The organism is Paracoccus hibiscisoli (assembly GCF_005048265.1).
Classification (GTDB): domain Bacteria; phylum Pseudomonadota; class Alphaproteobacteria; order Rhodobacterales; family Rhodobacteraceae; genus Paracoccus; species Paracoccus hibiscisoli.
The window spans coordinates 33,281-51,321 of the sequence record NZ_SUNH01000019.1 but is presented as its reverse complement, the minus strand read 5'-3'; the positions used below and the strand labels follow the sequence as shown (position 1 = coordinate 51,321).

Here is an 18,041-nt window from a genome sequence, read left to right as displayed (position 1 = left end):
TCGGATAAATTCTGTCGAATTTTTATCTGAGGGCCTGCCAATGCCTTTTTCGGACACGCTCGACACGCTTCTGCCCCAGATCCTGCCCCAGGCCCTCCGAGAGATCGTCGGACGGTTCACCACCGATGGCGTCACGTCGACGCCCTTTGCGGGCGGCACCCTGCATCGCGGCACGCTGCGCGCGGCGTCGGACGAACCGCTGCGCCTTGGCATCGGCACGCTGGACCTGCCGGGGGTGACGGCGGGCATTCCATTCCGGCTGGCCGTTTTCGACGCGCCGCAGGGGCGGTTCCATCTGGATTTGGTGCTGGACGGCCTCAGCCTGACGCTGGACGATCTGGTGGCGGCCGATTTCGTGCCCGAACAGGGCACCGTGCCGCGCCGCCTAGTGCGGCGGACGCGCGATACGGATGTGGTGATCCAGGGGCGGGCCACCCTGCGCCTGGCGCGCGCGTCACAGGATGACGCGGTGGTCGTGCTGTTCGTGGACCCGGACGAGGCCGCCGACCCGCTGGCGCCCACCGGCGGGGTCGTGTCGCTGACCTGCACGCCGCCGCATTTCTTTCTGGGCCGCTCTCAATTCGCGATGACGCTGTCGCAGCTGGCGTTCGACGCGTCCGACAGCGTGTCGCCCCCCTTGGTGACCGGCGCGGGCCAGGGCGCGGAATGGATGGGCTTTGCCATCGCCGAGGCCACGTTCTATGCGCCCCCCAACGCCATCGGGCGGGGCGGATTTTCGGGCGGGGTGCGCAACCTGCTGCTGGGCGCCCCGCGCGGTGTTCAGGGCGAGGTCGAGGTCCAGTGGGGCCGAACCGCGTTGGACCCCGCGACATTCGTGTTCACCCAGGACGGCCAGACCCCGCAGGCCGCCACCGGCAGCGACGCGTCCTGGACCGTGGCGATCAGCGCCAACCAGGACGACCGCGTGACCCTGGCCGCCGCCCTGACCCTCTCCGCCCCGCCCGAGGCGGGGTCCTGGACCGCGCGCTGGCACTGGCCCGACGGGCAGGTGACCGAGGGCGTCAATACCGCCGGTCAGATCGGCCACGGCCAAGTGCTGCGCGTCACGCTGCAGGAACAGCTGGCCTCTGGGCTGCGGCTGTCCCACCCCGAGGTGACGTTTCGTATGGTCGCCTCGGGGTCGGTTCCCCGGATCCATGTGGTCGTGGTCCCCGCCGGTGCTCAGATCGTCCGCAATGTCGCGCATCTGTCCGGCCCCGCGGCCGACATGGCCGGATTGCGGCTGCTGGCGGAATCGACCGCCGCCGTTCCGGGCAGCTTTGACTGGGTGCTGCTGCCGGGCGGCACGCCGCAGGCCCGGCCCGACCTGGTGCTGGACCCCGCGCTGCTGACCGGCCCCGACGCCCCGACGGAACGCTTTGTCCTGCTGCGAGAGACCGACGCCCAGGGCCGCAGGCGCGTGGCCCGGCTGCGGGTGCAGATCACCGATGCGCCGCTGTGGATCGGGGCCACGGGCGGGGTCTTTGCCGCCACCGACCCCACCGTGCCGATGCAGCCGGGCCTGGTCGAGGCCAGCTATGACCTGACCGATTTCCACGCCCAGGGCCTCTATCGCAGCGTGACGGGCGGGGCGCGGATCGACGCGGCGCAACCGGGGGGCGTGGCGCTGCCCGACAATATCCTGGCGCGGGTCACCTTCGACACGGGGACTGCCCCGCCGTCGCCGCCCACCCCGGCCCGGCCCGACCGCCATGTCCAGCTGCTGTTCCAGTTCGCCAAGGCCGAGGTGACCGGATGGGGCCTTGCGCGTCCGGCCCGCGACGATCTGACCGGGGATGCGGGCATCCAGGCGCAGCTGCGGGCTTGGGCCGCGCAGTATCCGGGCGCCAGCTTCGTGATGATCGGCCGCTGCGACGATCTGGGCGACGATGCGTTGAACCGCCACCTGGCGCACGACCGCGTGGAGATCGCGCACCGCCTGCTGACCGATGCCGGGGGCGCGGGCACCCCTGTCGCGGCAGGCGGTGTCGCGTTCTGGGGCGAACAGGACGGACCGCCCTCCGGGGCCGCGACCGACATGCTGACCGCGCAGGAGGCTGCCGCGGACCGCCTGATCCGGGCGCATGTCGGCACGCGCCCGCTGGTGGACCGCACCGGCTGGCCCGACCGCCGCGACACCGCGCATGAGAGCGAGGAGACCCGCCGCCAGTTCCGCCGCGTGGACATCTATGCCGTGGGCGGCACCCCCGCCGCCGGGGCCACACCCGAGCCTCTGGCCTCTGCGCGCCAGCCGCATTGGCGCCGCATGCTGATGCCCGGCCCCGCGGCCCAGCCCGCGCCCGTCCCGCCGCTGAGCCCAAAGGACGACACCCGGATGCGCCTGCTGGTCGCGTGGGACAAGCCGACCGGAGAGGGCTTGCGCGACCTGATCCCGTCCAAGGCCGAATTCGAATATGCCTGGTCGCCCACGGTCACACCCCTGCCCCCCCTGGGCGGGCAGCCCGTCGACATGGGCCGCGAGGTGCTGACCGTCTATGGCGCCTGGACCCATGACGACGCGACCGATTTCACGCAATCTCAGCTGGGCATCCGCTCGGACGGCGATCCGGCGGGGCTGATCCGCATCACCCAGCCCAATCTGGTCGCGGCCATGGCGCTTGGCCCGATGCTGCTGTCCGAGGTCGATGCCGATACCGGCACGGTCGAGGGGGCGGGCCGGCTGGCCGCCCTGGCGGCGGGCACGGCCTTTGCGCAGGCCGATCTGGGGGGTGGTCCGCTGGTCGGCCCCGGCTCGGAGGCGGTGATCAAGTCGATCGAGGCGCGCGCCGAATTCGACAGCCTGGCCGATCCGGGACAGGGCTGGAAGGTCAGCCTGACCGGCGATTACAGCACCAAGCTGCACGTGAACACTGGCAGCCTGGGCCTGTCGACAGACCCCGAACACCCGGTGCGGTTCCGCTACAAGGGCGTCGGCGTGCGCTATGACAGCCGCGCGTCGGGGTTCTGGAACCAGGTCGGTCTGGAATATCCGACCGACGCGATGCAGGTCGAGGACCCCGGCAAGTGGAAGATCGACGGCCCGCTGCAGGATCTGCTGCGTGCGGTCGAGACCGCCCTGGGGCTGGGCTCGCTGTGGGTCGAGACGCGCTTTGCCTTTGCGCTGACCATCGGCGTGGTCGAGATCTCCGAGGCGGTGATCCGCGTCACCTTCACCCGCAACGCGACGCCCATCCCGGATGTCGATTTCTCGCTGCGCGGGCTGACGGCGCGGGTGAACATCCCCGCCACCCTGACCGGAGAGGGGCGCCTGCGCATCGAGGATCCGGGCGGGGTGATCCGCGCGGGGCTGGAGCTGGAGCTGATCCCGCTGCAGCTCAAGGCGCAGGCGGCCTTTGCGATGGCCCAGATCGACGGGGCCGACCCCTATACCTTCGTCAGCCTCTACGCCAAGGTGCAGTTCCCGGTGGGCATCCCCTTGGGGCCGTCGGGGGCGGCGATCCACGGCTTTGTCGGCATGACGGCGATCAACGGCGAACGCGCGGTCACAGCCACCGATGACGTCGTCGCCCGAGAGATCGGCTGGTGGACGACCGCGCCCGAGTCGAAATACCGCCCCCGCAAGGACCGCCACGCCCTGGGCCTGGGCGCGGTGGTTGGCACCCTGCCCGATGCGTCCTTCAGCATGTCGGCGCAGGGCATGATCGTCGTGGCCTTTCCCGACCCCGAGGTGATCTTTGCCGTCGAGGTCAGCCTGCTGTCCATTCCCGACCGCACCGCCAAGGAAAAGGGCGGCGGCAGCGGCCAGATCATCGGCCTGATCGTCATCGACGACCAGGCGGTCAGCGTGGCCGTCTCGGCCCGCTATGACATCCCCAAGATCCTGTCGGTCGTGGCGCCGATGTCGGCGCGTTTCCCCTATCAGGGCGGCGGCAACTATGTCCGGCTTGGCAGCGACGGCCAGCAGGGCCGCGCCGGAGAGCCGGTGACGCTGACGCTGCTGCCCGACACGCTGAACCTGCGGGCCTTTGCCTATCTGATGATCCAGCAGGACGGCATCACCAAGCTGGGCGGGCATCCCGATTTCACCTTCGAGGGGTTCTCGGTCGGCTTTGGCGCGGGCGCGGGGCTGGAGTGGAAGGCGGGGCCGATCCGGCTGTCGGCCTCGGTCCTGCTGCTGGCGGGGTTCGGCACCGATCCGGTGCTGATCAAGGCGGGCATCTTCGTGCGCGGCGCGCTGGACCTGGTCGTCGTGTCCATCGCCGCGCGGGGCGAGATCGTGCTGACCTATCAGGACGGCGCGCTGTGGATGGACGGAGAGTTCTGCGGCAGGGTGGACCTGTTCTTCTTCTCGATCTCGGGCTGCGTGCGGTTCCGCATCGGCAACCCGGCCATCGCCGCGCCCCAGGCCCCGCCGCCGCCGGTGGCCTCGGTCGCGCTGATCGATCGCGGCGGGCGCATCATGGGCGAGGCCGCGCCCGACGGCATGCCCCTGCGCGCCGAACCCCTGTTCCGGCTGGAGCCGGACCCCCGCGACCCTAAGCTGGTGATCAACCGCGGTGCCGATCCGCGCGACAACCACACCGTCTGGCCGGACACTGCGCCGGTCGTCAATTTCCGCCACTATATCCGCGACGCGATCCCCGCAGGCGGGCAGTTCGACCCGCTGGAGCAGCCCTCGGGCGCGGTGTGGTTCGGGTCGAACCGGCTGCAATACACCTATCGCCTGGACAATGTCCGCCTGCTGCGCGCCCGCGACGGGGCGCCGGTGACGGGGCCGCGCCCGCTGGAGTCGGTCTGGACCACGTCCCCGGCCCGCCAGCCCGGCAGCGCGGGACCGCAGGCGCCCTCCGGGGCCGAGGTGACCAGCCTCAAGCTCTTGGACTGGCAGCCTTGGGCCTGGGCGCTGCCCACCACCGATGGCGGCGCCAGTCAGCCGGGCGACCCGGCGCAGACCGTCGAAGACCTGTGCCGCCCCGTCCCCCGCCCGGCCCGCGCCTGCCTGCTGGGAGAGATGGCGTGCACCATTGGCCCCCATGCCATCCGCCTGCGCCGCGACGGCCCCGCCCCCGGCCCCTATCCCAGCCGCTTCGCGCTGACCGGCGCCCCCGAGATGCAGCTGGGGTCGATGACCCTGTCGGCCGAGGCGCTGGCCGGGATGATCGCGGGGACGGGCGGGCTGATCCTGCCGGGCGCGGTGGTGGAGCTGCCCGGCCCCGTCACAGGCCCCACGGGTCCGCTGACGCGCGCCTATCGCCTGCCCGAGGCGCAGGCCGCGGCGGGTCAGGGCGCGGTCCGCACCGCCCTGCCCTGGACCGGCCGTCTGGATCGGCGCATCCGCGACGCCCGCCTGCTGCTGCTGATCTGCGACGGGACCAGCCGCCCGGCCCGGCCCGAACCGCGCCGCTGCTTTGATTTCGACGGGCTGACGCCGGATCGCAAGCTGGCGCAGGCATCCGTCCCGGGCTTTCGCCTGGAGGCCGCCGACCCCGACCAACCCTTCATGGTGACCGACAAGGTGGCCGTGTCGCAGGGCTCTGCCCTGGCCGGGACGGACGGCCGCCCCGATATCCTGATCGCCCCGCCGGGCCTGGTCCTGCGCCCCTCGGGTCCCGCCCGCATCGTCGAGCTGCATCTGCTGCGCGGGGATACGCAGGGCATCAACGTCACCTGGACCGACACGCAGGGCGGCACCGGCAGGTTGCCCAGCATCGGCGCGACCTTGGGGTCGCTGGTCCTGCGCATCGACGCCGCCGCCGATATCGACCGCATCCGGATCGAGACCAAGTCGCAGGCGCTGTTCCTGTATCGCGTCTGCGTGCTCAGCACCCATGCGGCGGATGCCTGCGTCGATTTCGGGGGCCTGGACAAGGGCGCGCTGGACCAGCCCACGCTGCGCCATGCGGGCATCCGCCTGTCGGTGATCGACCCCCGCACGCGGATGGGCCTGGCCGATTGGGTCGACAGCGGCGCCAGCCCCGCCCGGCGCGGCGCGGATGGCACGCCTGAGCTGACCTTTCCCGATGCCGGGATCGAGCTGGTCCCCGACACGCCCTGGCAGGCGGTGTCGCTGGCCGTGTTCAGCGGCGCCGGGCCAGTCACGGCGCGCGGCTATGCCGGTGACGGCACCCTGATCGCCGAGGCCACAGACCCGGCCCGCGACCCGGTCGAGCTGCATCTGGCGGCGTCCCAGGGCATCGCCCGGGTGATCCTGACCGGCGGGCGGCACGAGGCCGTGCTGTTCCGCATCTGCGAAACCCGCGAGGCCGGCCCGGTCTGTCACGACCTGCGCGACCTGAAACCCGGCAGCCACAAGCGGCTGGAGCATCGCGGCCTAACCTATGTCCCCGCCGATCCCGCGCAGATGCTGGAGGTGATGGATATCGTCACCGCCACCGACCCGCTGCGCATGGACCCCGACGGCCTGCCGGAACTGCTGGTCCCGTCCGCAGGATTGGTGATCGGCCTGGACCGGCCCCTGGCGGGGCTAGAGCTGCATCTGGTTGCCCTGGGCGGTCAGGAAATTCGCGCCACCGCCCTGGGCATGCGCGGCGCCGTGCTGGAGCAGGTCAGCGCGCCGGGCGACCCGGATCGGGCCGTCACCCTGTCCCTGCAGGCCGAGGGCATGGCCTCGGTCCGCATCGAGGGCGGCGACAAGCTGCTGCTGCTGCGTGTCTGCACCATCGCTCAGGGCAGCGTGCCGCGCCGCGACGATCCGCCGGTGACCGTGCGCAGCAGCGGTCCGGGCGGCTGGACCGGCTGGACCGCGACGCCCCAGGGCCGGGTGACGGATGCCGCGGGCCGGGCCTGCACGGTCATGGCGTTTGCGCAGCCCCGTGCGCTGCGCGACATCGACGATCTGGCGATCACCGCGCCGGGGGGGCGGCGGGTCACGCTGCTGTCGCTGTGCGGAACGGACCTGGCCGCCACGATGGCCGCCGAACAGGACGCCGCCGCCCGCACAGCCCTGGCCCAGGCCGTCACCGACACGGTCAATGCCGGGCCGGTCGCCGCCGCCCGTCAGGTGCTGCTGGAACCGGGCGAGGAATACCGCCTGGAGATCGACTGGCGCTGGCAGGCCTGGATATCGAACGAGCGGGGCACCGACAGCCCGCCCGCGGTGCCGCCCGATCGCTGGACCCCGGCCTCGGGGCAGCCGCCCCTGCGCCAGACCTATCGGTTCCGCATCGCCCCGCGCGATCTGACGGGTCCCGAACCCCAGGACGGGCTGAACGAATACCTGTTCGATCCCCGCGATCTGGCCCGCTATATCGGCCGGACCGAGCCGGTAGACGGGCGCGACACGGTCTTTACCGATGACCCGATCTGGGTGCATTTCACCACCGGCCATGTCGAGGAGATTGTCGCCCGCTATGGCCGCAAGCTGGTCATCGACGTGCAGCGCACCGACCCGCCGCCCCGACCCGCCGCCGCAGGCCCCGCCGGACCCATCCGCGCCGCCCTGCTGGAGATGCTGCGGGCCTGGGCGCCCGACGACGTGCTGCTGCCGCTGGAACGGCGCGTCAATGCGGCGGTGCGCGCGGCGGCCTGCCTGCCCGACGGTGATGTCGCGGGCGGCCTGTCCCTGGGCGCCCGCCTGCGGCTGGACCCGCAGGCGATGTACGACCTGCGCCTGATGGCGCCGCGGCTGGACGGCAGCGATCCGGTGGTAGTGCAGGCCACGCGGTTCGTCACCTCGCGCCATGCCAACCTGACGGCACTGATCGACGAGCTAGGCTTTGCGCGCACGGGCTCTGCCCCCTATCCCCCCGACGAGATGATCCTGGAGCAGACGGCCCTGCTGCCCACCGGCGATCTGGTCGTCTCCGACCTGTCCCCGTCCGAGGCGCTGCGCGGCATCGGTGCCGATACGCTGCCCCTGCCGCAGGCGCGGTCGCGCGTCATCGCGCTGTGGCGGGCGCTGCCCGGCGGGCAATGGGGCGTGGCGGGCCTGCTGCTGGACAGCCCCGAGCCGCTGCGCCGCGAGGGGGCTCTGAGGCTGGGCAACAAGATCATCGAGGGGCTGCGCTGCTCCCCCGAGGAGATCACCATCCGCGGCGCCGCCGGCACCACCGTGCTGACCCCGGTTCGCGCAACGCGCAACTGGACGCGGGTGCTGTTCACCGCGCCCGCCCCCGTGACGCCGCTGCCCGGCTCGGACTTGGTGCTGGTGATGCGGGGCGGGCTGGGGCTGCGTCTGACCGCGCGGCGGACCATCGGCGTCCGTCCCGTCCTGCTGGAAACCGAGGGGTTCTGATCATGACGCAACCCGTCTCGCCCGTCCTGCTGAACCTGTCCGGGATGCCGGGTCATGCGGGCGAGCCGCATCTGCGCCCCGGCAACCACCTGCGCGTGGCGCATCACCCGCTGCTGGGCCTGCCGGTCGGGCCGATGGTCCTGCAGCGCGCGAACCTGGACCGCCTGCCCGAGGGCTTTGCCCCCCGCCGCGATGCGGTGTTCCTGGACCAGGACGATCAGGTCCTGACCCTGCCGATCCGCCTGACCAAGGGCCAGACCGTCCGCGCGCTGATCCCGCAGACCGGCACGGTCACCTGCATCTGGGTCGGCATCGCCGTCCTGCCCCCCGCGACCGAAAAGCCCCGCGACACGCCTCGCGACGATGCCCCCCGTCAGCCGATGATCGCCCCGATCAGCGCGACCACCGCGCTGAACCGCCTGCCGGGCAGCGTCGCGATGCTGCGCGACGGGCCCATGATACGGCTGCGCGACGCGATCGCGGGGGGGCTGCTGCGCCCCGACCCGGCAGCCCCCCTGCTGGACCGCGACCGCCTGGCCGCGCTGCTGGGCGCGCGTGAGGGCGACGACGCCAAGGCCGAACCGGCCAGCACCGGCGGCCCGATCCGCATGCGCGCCTATGGCGGCAGCATCGGCGGGGACCCGGCCCTGCTGGCGGAACGGCGCGCGGCACCCTATGCCGCCGCGGCGCCGGGCATCGCGCAGCTGACCCTGACCGGCGACGGCACCGTGACCGAGCTGTCCTGGCTGGCCGCCCAGGACCTGGACGGGTTCCGGTGGGACACGATCGACCTGTTGCACCTGCCGCGCCTGTCCGGCATGCGCTATCTGTCGGTCACCGACGCCCCGGCCCGCGCCGCCGACAAGGTCGCGGCCCAGGCCCCCCGCCGCACCCCCCTGCACGAGGTCCCGGCCCCCCTGTCGCCCGCATCGGCCCCTCCATTCACCGCAACCCGCGAACGCGACCGCGTGCGACGTCTTGGTGACCCGCTGCTGGCCGATCTGGGCGCGCTGATCGACGGGCCGCAGCCGCCCCTGCAGGCCGCGGCCCAGCACCCGCTGACCGATGCCACGGATCGCAGGCTGTCCGACGATCCGGGCGATGACAGTTCGGTCAGTTTGGGGCACCTGGCGCAGGTGCTGCAATCGACGCTGGACCCCGGGGTCGCGGCCTGGCTGGGCTACAAGGGGATGGACGGCGCGCGCCAGGGGGTGCGGGGGCTGGACCTCTATCGGGTCGTGGCGTTCTTTCGCCACCCCCGCTCTCTGGGCGCGAAGGACGAGGATCTGCGCGACAGCGGGCTGGAATTCGTGTTGCCGAACCTGCCGCGGGGCACCGCCGATCTGGACCCCGACCGCGTGTTCAACACGCTGAGCAAGCTGGCGGGCAACCTGCTGCAGGCCGAAAGGCGCAGCCTGCAGGGGCGTCTGGAACCCGGCGGCGACTATCTGATGCTGGAGGCCGTGGCCGCGGTCGATCGCGGCGCGCCGCCCCTGCCCCCGCCCCCGGTCGGGATGCTGGAGCCGCTGCACCGCGCCTGGATGCCCGCCCCGCCGACTGCCGCCTTGCGCGAGGTCGAATGCCTGCTGCGGGGCGTCCTGCCCGGCGCAACGCTGGCCTTTCACCGCCAGCAACCGCCGACGGGACCCGTGCGCCTGTTGAACCCGCGGGTCGCCGGATCGGACTGGCACAGGCCGATGGTGCTGGGGCTGCCGGGCGTCGATGACGGGCTGATTCCGGCGGACACCCCGCCCCATCAGGGCCGTATCGCCGACCGCCGCGCCGATGCGGGCGCGGCGCGCCACTCGGTCGCGCAGCAGGACCGCTTTGGCCGATGGTCGGAACCGGCATCGGCCGATGCCGCGCCGGGCAAGCGGCCCCTGCCGCCGGTCCCGGTGGTCCAGGGCAGCTATGTGCCGCCCGACCGGACTGATGCGGCCACCATGGGCGGGGTGCTGCACCTGTTCGTGCCCCTGCCGGAACCGGACAGCCTGGCGCCTGCGTCCCATCCGCTGCGGCATGTGACGCTGCATGTCAGCCATCACGGCGTGGACGATCCGACCGACAGCATCAACATGCCGCCGGTCGTGGTGCCGGTGGCCAATGCGCAGGATTACGGCCCGCCGCCTTCTGGCAGCGATCCGCGCCCGCGCGCCTTGCCCGCGCAGATCCGGGGGCCGGTGCTGGCGCCGACCGAACGGCGGCGTGCCGTCATCGAGGCGGTCTGGCACGACATGGGCGGCCAGGAATCGCTCCGGTCGGCGCCGCTGCGCCTGGCGATGACCGATCCGCGCCCGCCACTGCAGATGCCGGTGGCGGATGTCCTGCTCTACAGCGCGCGGCCCGATGCGACGGGGCTGGCCTGGATCGAGCGGCGCTGGAGCGCGCCACCGCGCACAAGCCACGCGGTCTTCTACACCGACGAGGTGCGGCTGGTCAGCTGGCTGGCCGCGAATGGCCATGCAGCGCTGGCCGCGCAGATCCAGGCCGAGGACGACCGCGCCGCCCGCGCCGGCCTGCTGCGCGGGGTCCAGCACCTGTTCCCCGACCGCCTGTTCGAGCGGTTGGCCGGTGTCATCGACGACCCCGCGCCGGGCCAGCGGCGGTTCCGGCACGCGGTTTCAGGGGCCAGCCGGGTGCTGAACGCCTATCGCATCGCGACAGAGGACCCCGACAGCGGCGCGCGGCCCGACCTGTCGGGGCTGGACATGGTGTTCTATGGCGTGCCGAATTCCGACCCGCCGCCCCGGCCCGCCGTGTCGGTGCGCATGGTGCCGCCGGGGCCGGGCGACCGCGGCGCGGCCCTGGTGGCCGAGGTCACCGTGACGCTGGAACCGGGCGTCACCCCGCCCCACAGGCTGCGCCTGCATCGCACGCGGGGCGGTCCGGTCGACCCGCTGTCGGCGCCGCTGGTGGCGATGCAGACCCTGCCCGCCGCCGACCCCGACCAGCCGCGCCGCACGGTGGTGTTCCGCGACATCGGCACCGCGACCATCGCCCCCGATGCGCGGCTGTCGCCCTATGCGGGGTATCGCTGGTTCGCGCTGGCCCAGGGGGCGCCGGAATCGGGATCGTCGGTGCCGGGGATGTTCAGCGCGCCGTCAGACCCCGCGGGACTGAACGCGGTTCCGGTCAGCATCGACGACGCGCCCATGGTGACGCTGACCGGGACTGCCGTTCCGGGCGGGCGCCAGGGCGTGATGCTGGAGATCGACCACCGTCTGGGGCTGGCGCCCACGGCGATGGGGCGCTGGCGCTGGCAGGTGCTGCGATCCGAGCCGGGTCAGCCCGCCACGCTGCTGTCCGAAGGCGCGGTGGTCACCCTGCCGCTGCGCATTCCGGAAACCGCGCCGGACGGGTTCGCGCCCCTGTCCACGACCTATCGGGTGGTGCTGACCGACCCCCTGGGCCGCAACGCCCCCCCGGCCGAGGTGACGGTCGGCTGAGGGCGCGGCCCCTTACCGGCCCGGCGTGACGGGCAGCCGGTTCGAGGCCTTCATCTCCTTCAGCGACAGGTTCGACCGGATGCTGGTCACGCCCGGCAGGCGGCGCAGCGTGCTGTCGACAAAACGGCTGTAATCGTCCAGATCGCGCGCCACCACGATCAGCAGGAAATCATCCGCCCCGGTGGTGTTGTGGCAGGCCAGGATGTTGGGCGTCGTCTGGACGATGCGCTGGAACTCGGCCATGGCCGCCTGGTCATGCTCCGAACAGCGCAGCTGGACAAAGGCCATCACCCCCAGGCCCAGCTTGCGGCGGTTCAGGACGGCCTGATAGCCCTCGATCACCCCCGCCTCCTCCAGCCGTTTCAGGCGGCGCCAGCAGGGGGTCTCGCTCATGCCCAGATGCTCGGCCAGCCTGGCGTTGCTCATGCGCCCGTCCTCCTGCAGCAGGGTCAGGATCTGCGCGCCGACGGCATCGATCTGGGTCAAGGGCAGGAACCTCTCCTAAAGCCGCGTGAATGCGGGCGATCTGCCCCGGATTATGCGCAACTGCGCGGGATTGGCAAAGGTCTTTCGCCGAAATACGGCATGATGCCCGCGACCCGATGCCAAGGAAAGGTGCCCGCCATGAAGGCCGTGCTGTTCGAACAGTTCCGCGAAACCCCAAAGGTCGTGACCCTGCCCGATCCCACGCCGCTGCCGCATGGGGTGGTGCTGCGGGTCGCGGCGACGGGGGTCTGTCGCAGCGACTGGCACGGCTGGATGGGCCATGACGGCGACATCACCCTGCCCCATGTGCCCGGCCATGAACTGGCCGGCGTGGTCGAGGCCGTGGGCCGCGACGTGACCCGTTGGAAAGTCGGCGACGCGGTCACCGTGCCGTTCATCTGCGGCTGCGGCGATTGCGGCGAATGCCGCGCGGGCCATCAGCAGGTCTGCCTGCATCAGCAGCAGCCGGGCTTCACCCATTGGGGGTCGTTCGCGGACTATGTAGCCATCCATCAGGCCGACCTGAACCTGGTGGCCCTGCCGCATGGCATGGATTTCGCCACCGCCGCCAGCCTGGGCTGCCGCTTTGCGACGTCGTTCCGGGCGGTGATCGACCAGGGCCGCGTCAGCGCGGGCCAGTGGCTGGCCGTGCATGGCTGCGGCGGCGTGGGGTTGTCGGCGGTGATGATCGCGGCGGCCGCGGGGGCCAATGTGATCGGCGTGGATCTGGACCCGGCCAAGCTGGCCCTGGCGCGCGATTTCGGCGCGGTGGCGGTCGTCGACGGGCGCGAGGCGGACATCCCCGGGGCGATCCGCGACATCACGCGCGGGGGCGCGCATGTCTCTCTGGATGCGCTTGGCCATCCGGTGACGATGACCAATTCGATCCTGTGCCTGCGGCCACGGGGCAAGCACATCCAGGTCGGCCTGATGCTGGGCGAACACGCCGCCCCCGCCATCCCCATGCCCCGCATCGTCGGGCAGGAGATCGAGATCCTGGGATCGCACGGGATGCAGGCGCATCGATACGGCGCGATGCTGGACATGGTCGCCAGCGGCAGGCTGGACCCCGCGCGGCTGGTGGGCGACCGGATCGCGCTGGCTGATGCGCCCGCCGCGCTGATGGCCATGGACCGGTTCCGCTCCGTCGGCGCGACGGTCATCACGCGGTTCTGAGCGTCAGGCGGCCTGCGCCAGCGGACCGTCCAGCGCGATCACGCGGTCGCAGCTGCGCGCGATCAGATGCGCGTCGTGGCTGACGATCAGCAGGGCCATGCCCGCCTGATGCGCGATGTCGATCATCAGGCGCGTCACCTGGGCCTGGGTGATCAGGTCCAGCCGTGAGGTCGGCTCGTCCGCGAACAGGAACACCGGGTCCAACAGCAGCACCCGCAGCAGGGCCAGACGCTGCAGCTCTCCGCCCGAGACGGCGTCGGGGCGGCGCGTCAGCAGGCCAGGCGACAGGCGCATCCGGTCCAGCAGCGGCGCGATGCGCGCCCCGTCCAGCCGGTGCAGCGCCACCAGATCGTCCAGCGCGCGGCCCAGGGTCACGGCGCGCGGAAAGGCGCTTGGCGGGTCCTGATACAGCTTTTGAAAGCGGACCGGCGCGATGCCCTGCGCCCGCTGGACGCGGCCCGCCTCGGCCCACGCCAGACCCAGCAGCGTGTCGCCCAACGTGGACTTGCCGCAGCCGCTTGGGCCGGTGATGCCCAGAACCTCGCCCAGATGGACGCTGAGGTCCAGGTCGCGAAACAGCACCCGCCCGCCGCGCGCGGCGGACAGCACCTCGGCCCGCAGGACCGGGGCGCCCTGTGCCGGACGCGGAGCCTGGCGCGGCCAACTGGCCGGGTCGGCGGCGATCAGCGCGCGGGTATAGTCGCTGTCGGGGGCGGCCAGCACCTGCGCGGTCGGCCCCTGTTCGACCACCCGGCCCTGGCGGACCACCATCAGATCGCCGCCAAGCGCGCGCGCCAGCGCCAGATCATGGGTGATCGTCAGCAGCCCCCCGCCATCCGCCGCGCCCTTCAGCAGCAGGGCGCAGATCTCGTCGCGGCGATGGGCATCCAGGCCCTTGGTCGGCTCATCCGCGATGATGATGCGCGCGCCGCCCGCCCGCGCGGCGGCAAAGGCCGCGCGCTGCGCCATGCCGCCCGACAGCTGATCGGGGCGCAGGCCGCCCGCGCGGCCCAGACCCAGCCCATCCAGATCGCGCACGGCGGCCGTCCGCGCCTGAACGCGGGACAGGCCACGGACCAGGGCATGCCCCTCGGCCACCTGATCGCGGGCGGGCATCAGCGGGTCCAGCGACAGCCAGGGTTCCTGCGGCAGTACGCCCAGGGTCCGACCCCAGAGCGGGCGGAACGACGCGGGGTCCGCGGCGTCCAGCACCCGGTCCCCGATGGTCACCCGGCCCCGCGCGGTCAGCCCCTGCGGCAGCGTGCCGATCAGGGCCTGGGCCAGCAGGCTTTTCCCCGATCCGGTCTCTCCCAGGATGGTCAGGGGGCGGCCGGGATGCAGGACCAGCGTCGCGGGATGGACCAGCATCTGGCCCGCGGCCTGGACCACGATGTCGGTGGCACTCAGCAATGGCGTCATGGGCGGCGTCCTTGGGCAAGCAGGTTCAGGGCCAGGATGGTCAGAAAGATGGCGATCACCGGCAGGAACAGCGCCATGGGCGCCTCGCGGTAATAGGGCAGCAGCTCGACCATCATCTGGCCCAGCTCGGGGCGCGGGGCGCGGATGCCCACGCTAACGAAGCCCAGGGCCGCGATCAGCATGATCGCCGTCGCCGCGCCAAAGGCCGCCACGGTCAGCAGCATCGGCGCCAGATCGGGCCACAGATGGCGACGGAAGACATAGCCCGGACCAAAGCCCAGCAGGCGGCTGGCCTGGACCCCGGGCGCGGCCAGCAGGCGGGCGGCGGTGGCGCGGGTCAGGCGAAAGAACTCGATCCACAGGACCAGGGTCAGGCCGATGGCAAAGGCCAGGGGCGTGTTCGAGATGATCACGCCGATGATCAGCACCATCAGCAGGCCGGGCAGCGCCAGCACGCTGTCGGCCAGCAGGACCAGCGCCCGGTCAACCCACCCCCCGCGCCAGGCGGCCAGAACCCCCAGCCCGGTGCCCAGCACCCCCGCCAGCAGCACCGCGACCCCCGCGATGGACAGCGACAGCCGCAGCGCCGCCGCCAGCCGCGCCATCAGCGACCGGCCCAGATGGTCATAGCCCAGGGGCGCCGCCGCATCCGGCCCGGCCAGCCCCCGCATCAGGTCCTGGCGCAGCGGATCGGCAGGCACCAGCAGCGGCGCGCCCCAGGCAAAGCCCAGCACCAGCAGCAGGATCGCGCCCCCGGCCCATTGCGCGGGGGTGGGCCCGCGGGCGGCGGGGGGCGTCAGGGTGGCGTCGGACAGGCTCATGCGCGGATCTCCCTCGGGTCGATCAGGCGGGTCAGCAGGTCGGTCAGCGCGTTCAGCGCGACAAAGCCCAGCCCCAGCAGCAGCGCCGTGCCCTGCACCATCGGCACGTCGCGCCCGAAGATCGCATGGACCAGCGCGTGCCCGATGCCGGGCCAGCCAAAGATCGATTCGACGACCACGACCCCCTCGACCAGCATCACGAATTGCAGCGACAGAAAGGTCACCATGGCCACGCCGATGTTGCGCAGCCCGTGGCGGCGCAGCATCTGGCCCTCGGACAGGCCCTTCCAGCGGCCGAAGGCATAGAAGGGCCGCGCGGCCACCCCCGCCATGGCGTCCCGCGCCATGCGCGCCGACACCGCCGCCAGCCCCAGGGCCAGGGTCAGCGCGGGCAGGATGATGTGTTCCGCCCGCCCGTGCCCCGCCGCAGGCAACCAGCTCAGCTGGATTGAGACCAGCACGATCAGGATCAGCCCCATCAGGAATTGCGGCACCGCCCGCAGCCCCGATGACAGGACCAGCAGCCCCCGGTCCAGCCAGCCCCCGGCGCGCAGCCCGGCCAGGATGCCCAGAGGCGGCCCGATCAGCGCCGACAGCAGCAGCGCCGCCCCCGCCAGATGCAGGCTGGCGCCCATCTGGTGGCGGATCTCGTCCCAGACCGGCCGCCCCGAGATGACCGAGACGCCCAGATCCAGCCGCCCCAGATCGCCCAGCCAGACCATGAAGGCCGCCCAGGCAGGACGGTCCAGCCCCAGCTCGGCCCGGACGGCGGCGGCGGCATCGGCCGTCACCATGTCATAGCCGTATCGCCCCGCCGCGATGCGGAACGCCATATCGCCCGGCAGCGCCTGCATCATCAGAAAGGTCAGCACCCCCACCAGGAACGCCACCACCCCCGCCTGCGCGGCCCGGTATCCAAGCGCGCGCCAGATCACGGCTGCACCCAATCCATCTGCGACAGGCCGATGGTCCGTTCGAACGGGTCGATGACCGCACCGCTGACGCCAGTGCTGACCGCGGCGGTCTGCTGATACCAGGCGACGGGAATGACCGGCAGATCGGCCTGCAGCATCGCCATGGCCTGATCGCGCTGATCCTGCCCGCCCTGCCCCGCCGCCAGATCGCGGATCAGGGCGGTGAAGGCGTCATTCTGCCAACCCATCGCGCCCCAATCGCCGCCCGGCGCGTAATCGGTCAGGATCGTGCCGATCGGGTCAGGCACCAGCGCGAAATTGCGCGCCAGCAGCGCCAGATCCAGCGTGCCGTCGGCATGGCGGACGGGGATCTCGCTGGAATTGGTGGAATCGATGGTCACCTCGACCCCGATCTGGGCCAGCATCTGCTGGATCACCGCCGCCGACAGCGGCAGTTCGGGGCGGTCGGGATAGGTGGTCAGGGTCAGCGCGAACCGTTCCCCGTCGCGCGTCAGGATGCCGTCCGGGCCGGGCTGCCAGCCCAGATCGGCCAGGATCGCGCGCGCGGCCTCGGGGTCATGGGCCAGGGGCTCCAACCCCTCCACATGCCAATCGGCGACCGAGGGCGGGAACAGCTGATCCGCCCCCGTCGGATAGCGCAGGATCGCCTGCGCCAGCCCCTGCCGGTCGATGGCCAGCGACAGCGCGCGGCGCGCCTGCGGGTCCGACAGCGCCGGGTGGCCCGCATTCACCTTGACCAGCAGAGAGCGGGGCACCGGCACCGACAGCACCTCGACCCCCGCCACGCCCGACAGGCGCGCGACCGATGCCGGGTCCAGGTTGAAGACGTAATCGGCATCCCCGCTTTCGGCCAGCAGGGCGCGGGTCTCGGCCCGGCCCACGGCCTGATAGGTGACCTGGGCGATGCGCGCGGGCTGGCCCCAATAGCCGTCAAAGCGTTCGGCCTCCAAGCGCAGCGGCTCCTGCATGCGGGTCAGGCGATAGGGGCCGGTGCCGATCACCTGCGTGGCGTTGCCCTGGGCGTCATAAGCGGCGGGCGCATAGATCAGCGCGCGGTATTCCGACAGGAACGCGGGCAGCGGCGCGAAGGGCTGCGACAGCGTGATGCGCAGATCCTCGCCTTCGGGGGCGATGGCGGTGATGGGGGCGGTGTCCAGCAGGCCGGGCTTGGCCCGCGCATGGGCCAGCGCATCGGCCACGGCCTGGGCGGTCAGCGGCGTGCCGTCGTGAAAGGTGACGCCCGGTCGCAGGCGGAACAGCCAAGACAGCCCGTCATCGGCCACCTGCCATTCCGTCGCGAGGCCGGACGTCAGGCGACCGTCGGGGTCGGCATTCACCAGCGTCTCGGCAAGCTCCATCTTGATCATGATGTTGCCCGAGGTCGAGGGGTCGGCGCCCTTGATCTCGAACGGGGCGACGACATCCAGCACGCCTTCGGTGGCCAAAGCGGGGCTGGCGAACAGGGTGGCGAGGGTCAGGGTCAGAAAGGGGCGCATCGCGGTCCTCACAGATTTTTGTAATGCTATTACATTACACGAATAGG

At 72.1% G+C, this 18,041-nt stretch carries 8 protein-coding genes; 3 read left to right on the top strand and 5 right to left on the bottom strand.

From position 1 onward, the window contains the following. The first annotated feature begins 40 nt into the window (after window positions 1-40). Both FA740_RS13850 and FA740_RS13845 read left to right on the top strand, forming a co-directional pair. Window positions 41-8,215, top strand: coding sequence for a hypothetical protein (locus FA740_RS13850; RefSeq protein ID WP_136857364.1), 8,175 nt, complete (start codon window positions 41-43; stop codon window positions 8,213-8,215). A gap of 2 nt (window positions 8,216-8,217) precedes the next feature. Then, the gene (locus tag FA740_RS13845; RefSeq protein WP_136857363.1) at window positions 8,218-11,661 is read left to right on the top strand and encodes a hypothetical protein; all 3,444 of its coding nucleotides are present in this window, start codon (window positions 8,218-8,220) and stop codon (window positions 11,659-11,661) included. Window positions 11,662-11,673: 12 nt separating this feature from the next. On the opposite strand, the gene FA740_RS13840 is transcribed toward FA740_RS13845, so the two are convergent. Continuing rightward, window positions 11,674-12,147: an Lrp/AsnC family transcriptional regulator gene (locus FA740_RS13840; protein ID WP_136857362.1), complete on the bottom strand. Its 474-nt coding sequence runs from the start codon at window positions 12,145-12,147 to the stop codon at window positions 11,674-11,676. Window positions 12,148-12,285: 138 nt separating this feature from the next. Here FA740_RS13840 and FA740_RS13835 point away from each other — a divergent pair, with 138 nt between their 5' ends. Continuing rightward, a complete protein-coding gene (locus FA740_RS13835; protein ID WP_136857361.1) occupies window positions 12,286-13,323 on the top strand; it encodes a zinc-dependent alcohol dehydrogenase family protein in 1,038 nt (345 codons plus the stop codon). A gap of 3 nt (window positions 13,324-13,326) precedes the next feature. Here FA740_RS13835 and FA740_RS13830 read toward each other — a convergent pair whose 3' ends face one another. Genes FA740_RS13830 through FA740_RS13815 form a run of 4 tightly spaced genes read right to left on the bottom strand, consistent with a single transcriptional unit; the run spans window position 13,327 to window position 17,994 of the window. Beyond that, a complete protein-coding gene (locus FA740_RS13830) occupies window positions 13,327-14,742 on the bottom strand; it encodes an ABC transporter ATP-binding protein (protein ID WP_136857360.1) in 1,416 nt (471 codons plus the stop codon). Next, window positions 14,739-15,563: an ABC transporter permease gene (locus FA740_RS13825; protein ID WP_136857359.1), complete on the bottom strand. Its 825-nt coding sequence runs from the start codon at window positions 15,561-15,563 to the stop codon at window positions 14,739-14,741. Before FA740_RS13825 ends, FA740_RS13830 begins: the two co-directional genes overlap by 4 nt. Beyond that, window positions 15,560-16,498 carry an ABC transporter permease gene (locus FA740_RS13820; protein WP_246053640.1) on the bottom strand — a complete coding sequence of 313 codons (939 nt, stop codon included), beginning with the start codon at window positions 16,496-16,498 and terminating at the stop codon, window positions 15,560-15,562. Before FA740_RS13820 ends, FA740_RS13825 begins: the two co-directional genes overlap by 4 nt. Beyond that, window positions 16,495-17,994, bottom strand: coding sequence for an ABC transporter substrate-binding protein (locus tag FA740_RS13815; protein ID WP_136857358.1), 1,500 nt, complete (start codon window positions 17,992-17,994; stop codon window positions 16,495-16,497). Before FA740_RS13815 ends, FA740_RS13820 begins: the two co-directional genes overlap by 4 nt. Window positions 17,995-18,041 lie beyond the last annotated feature (47 nt).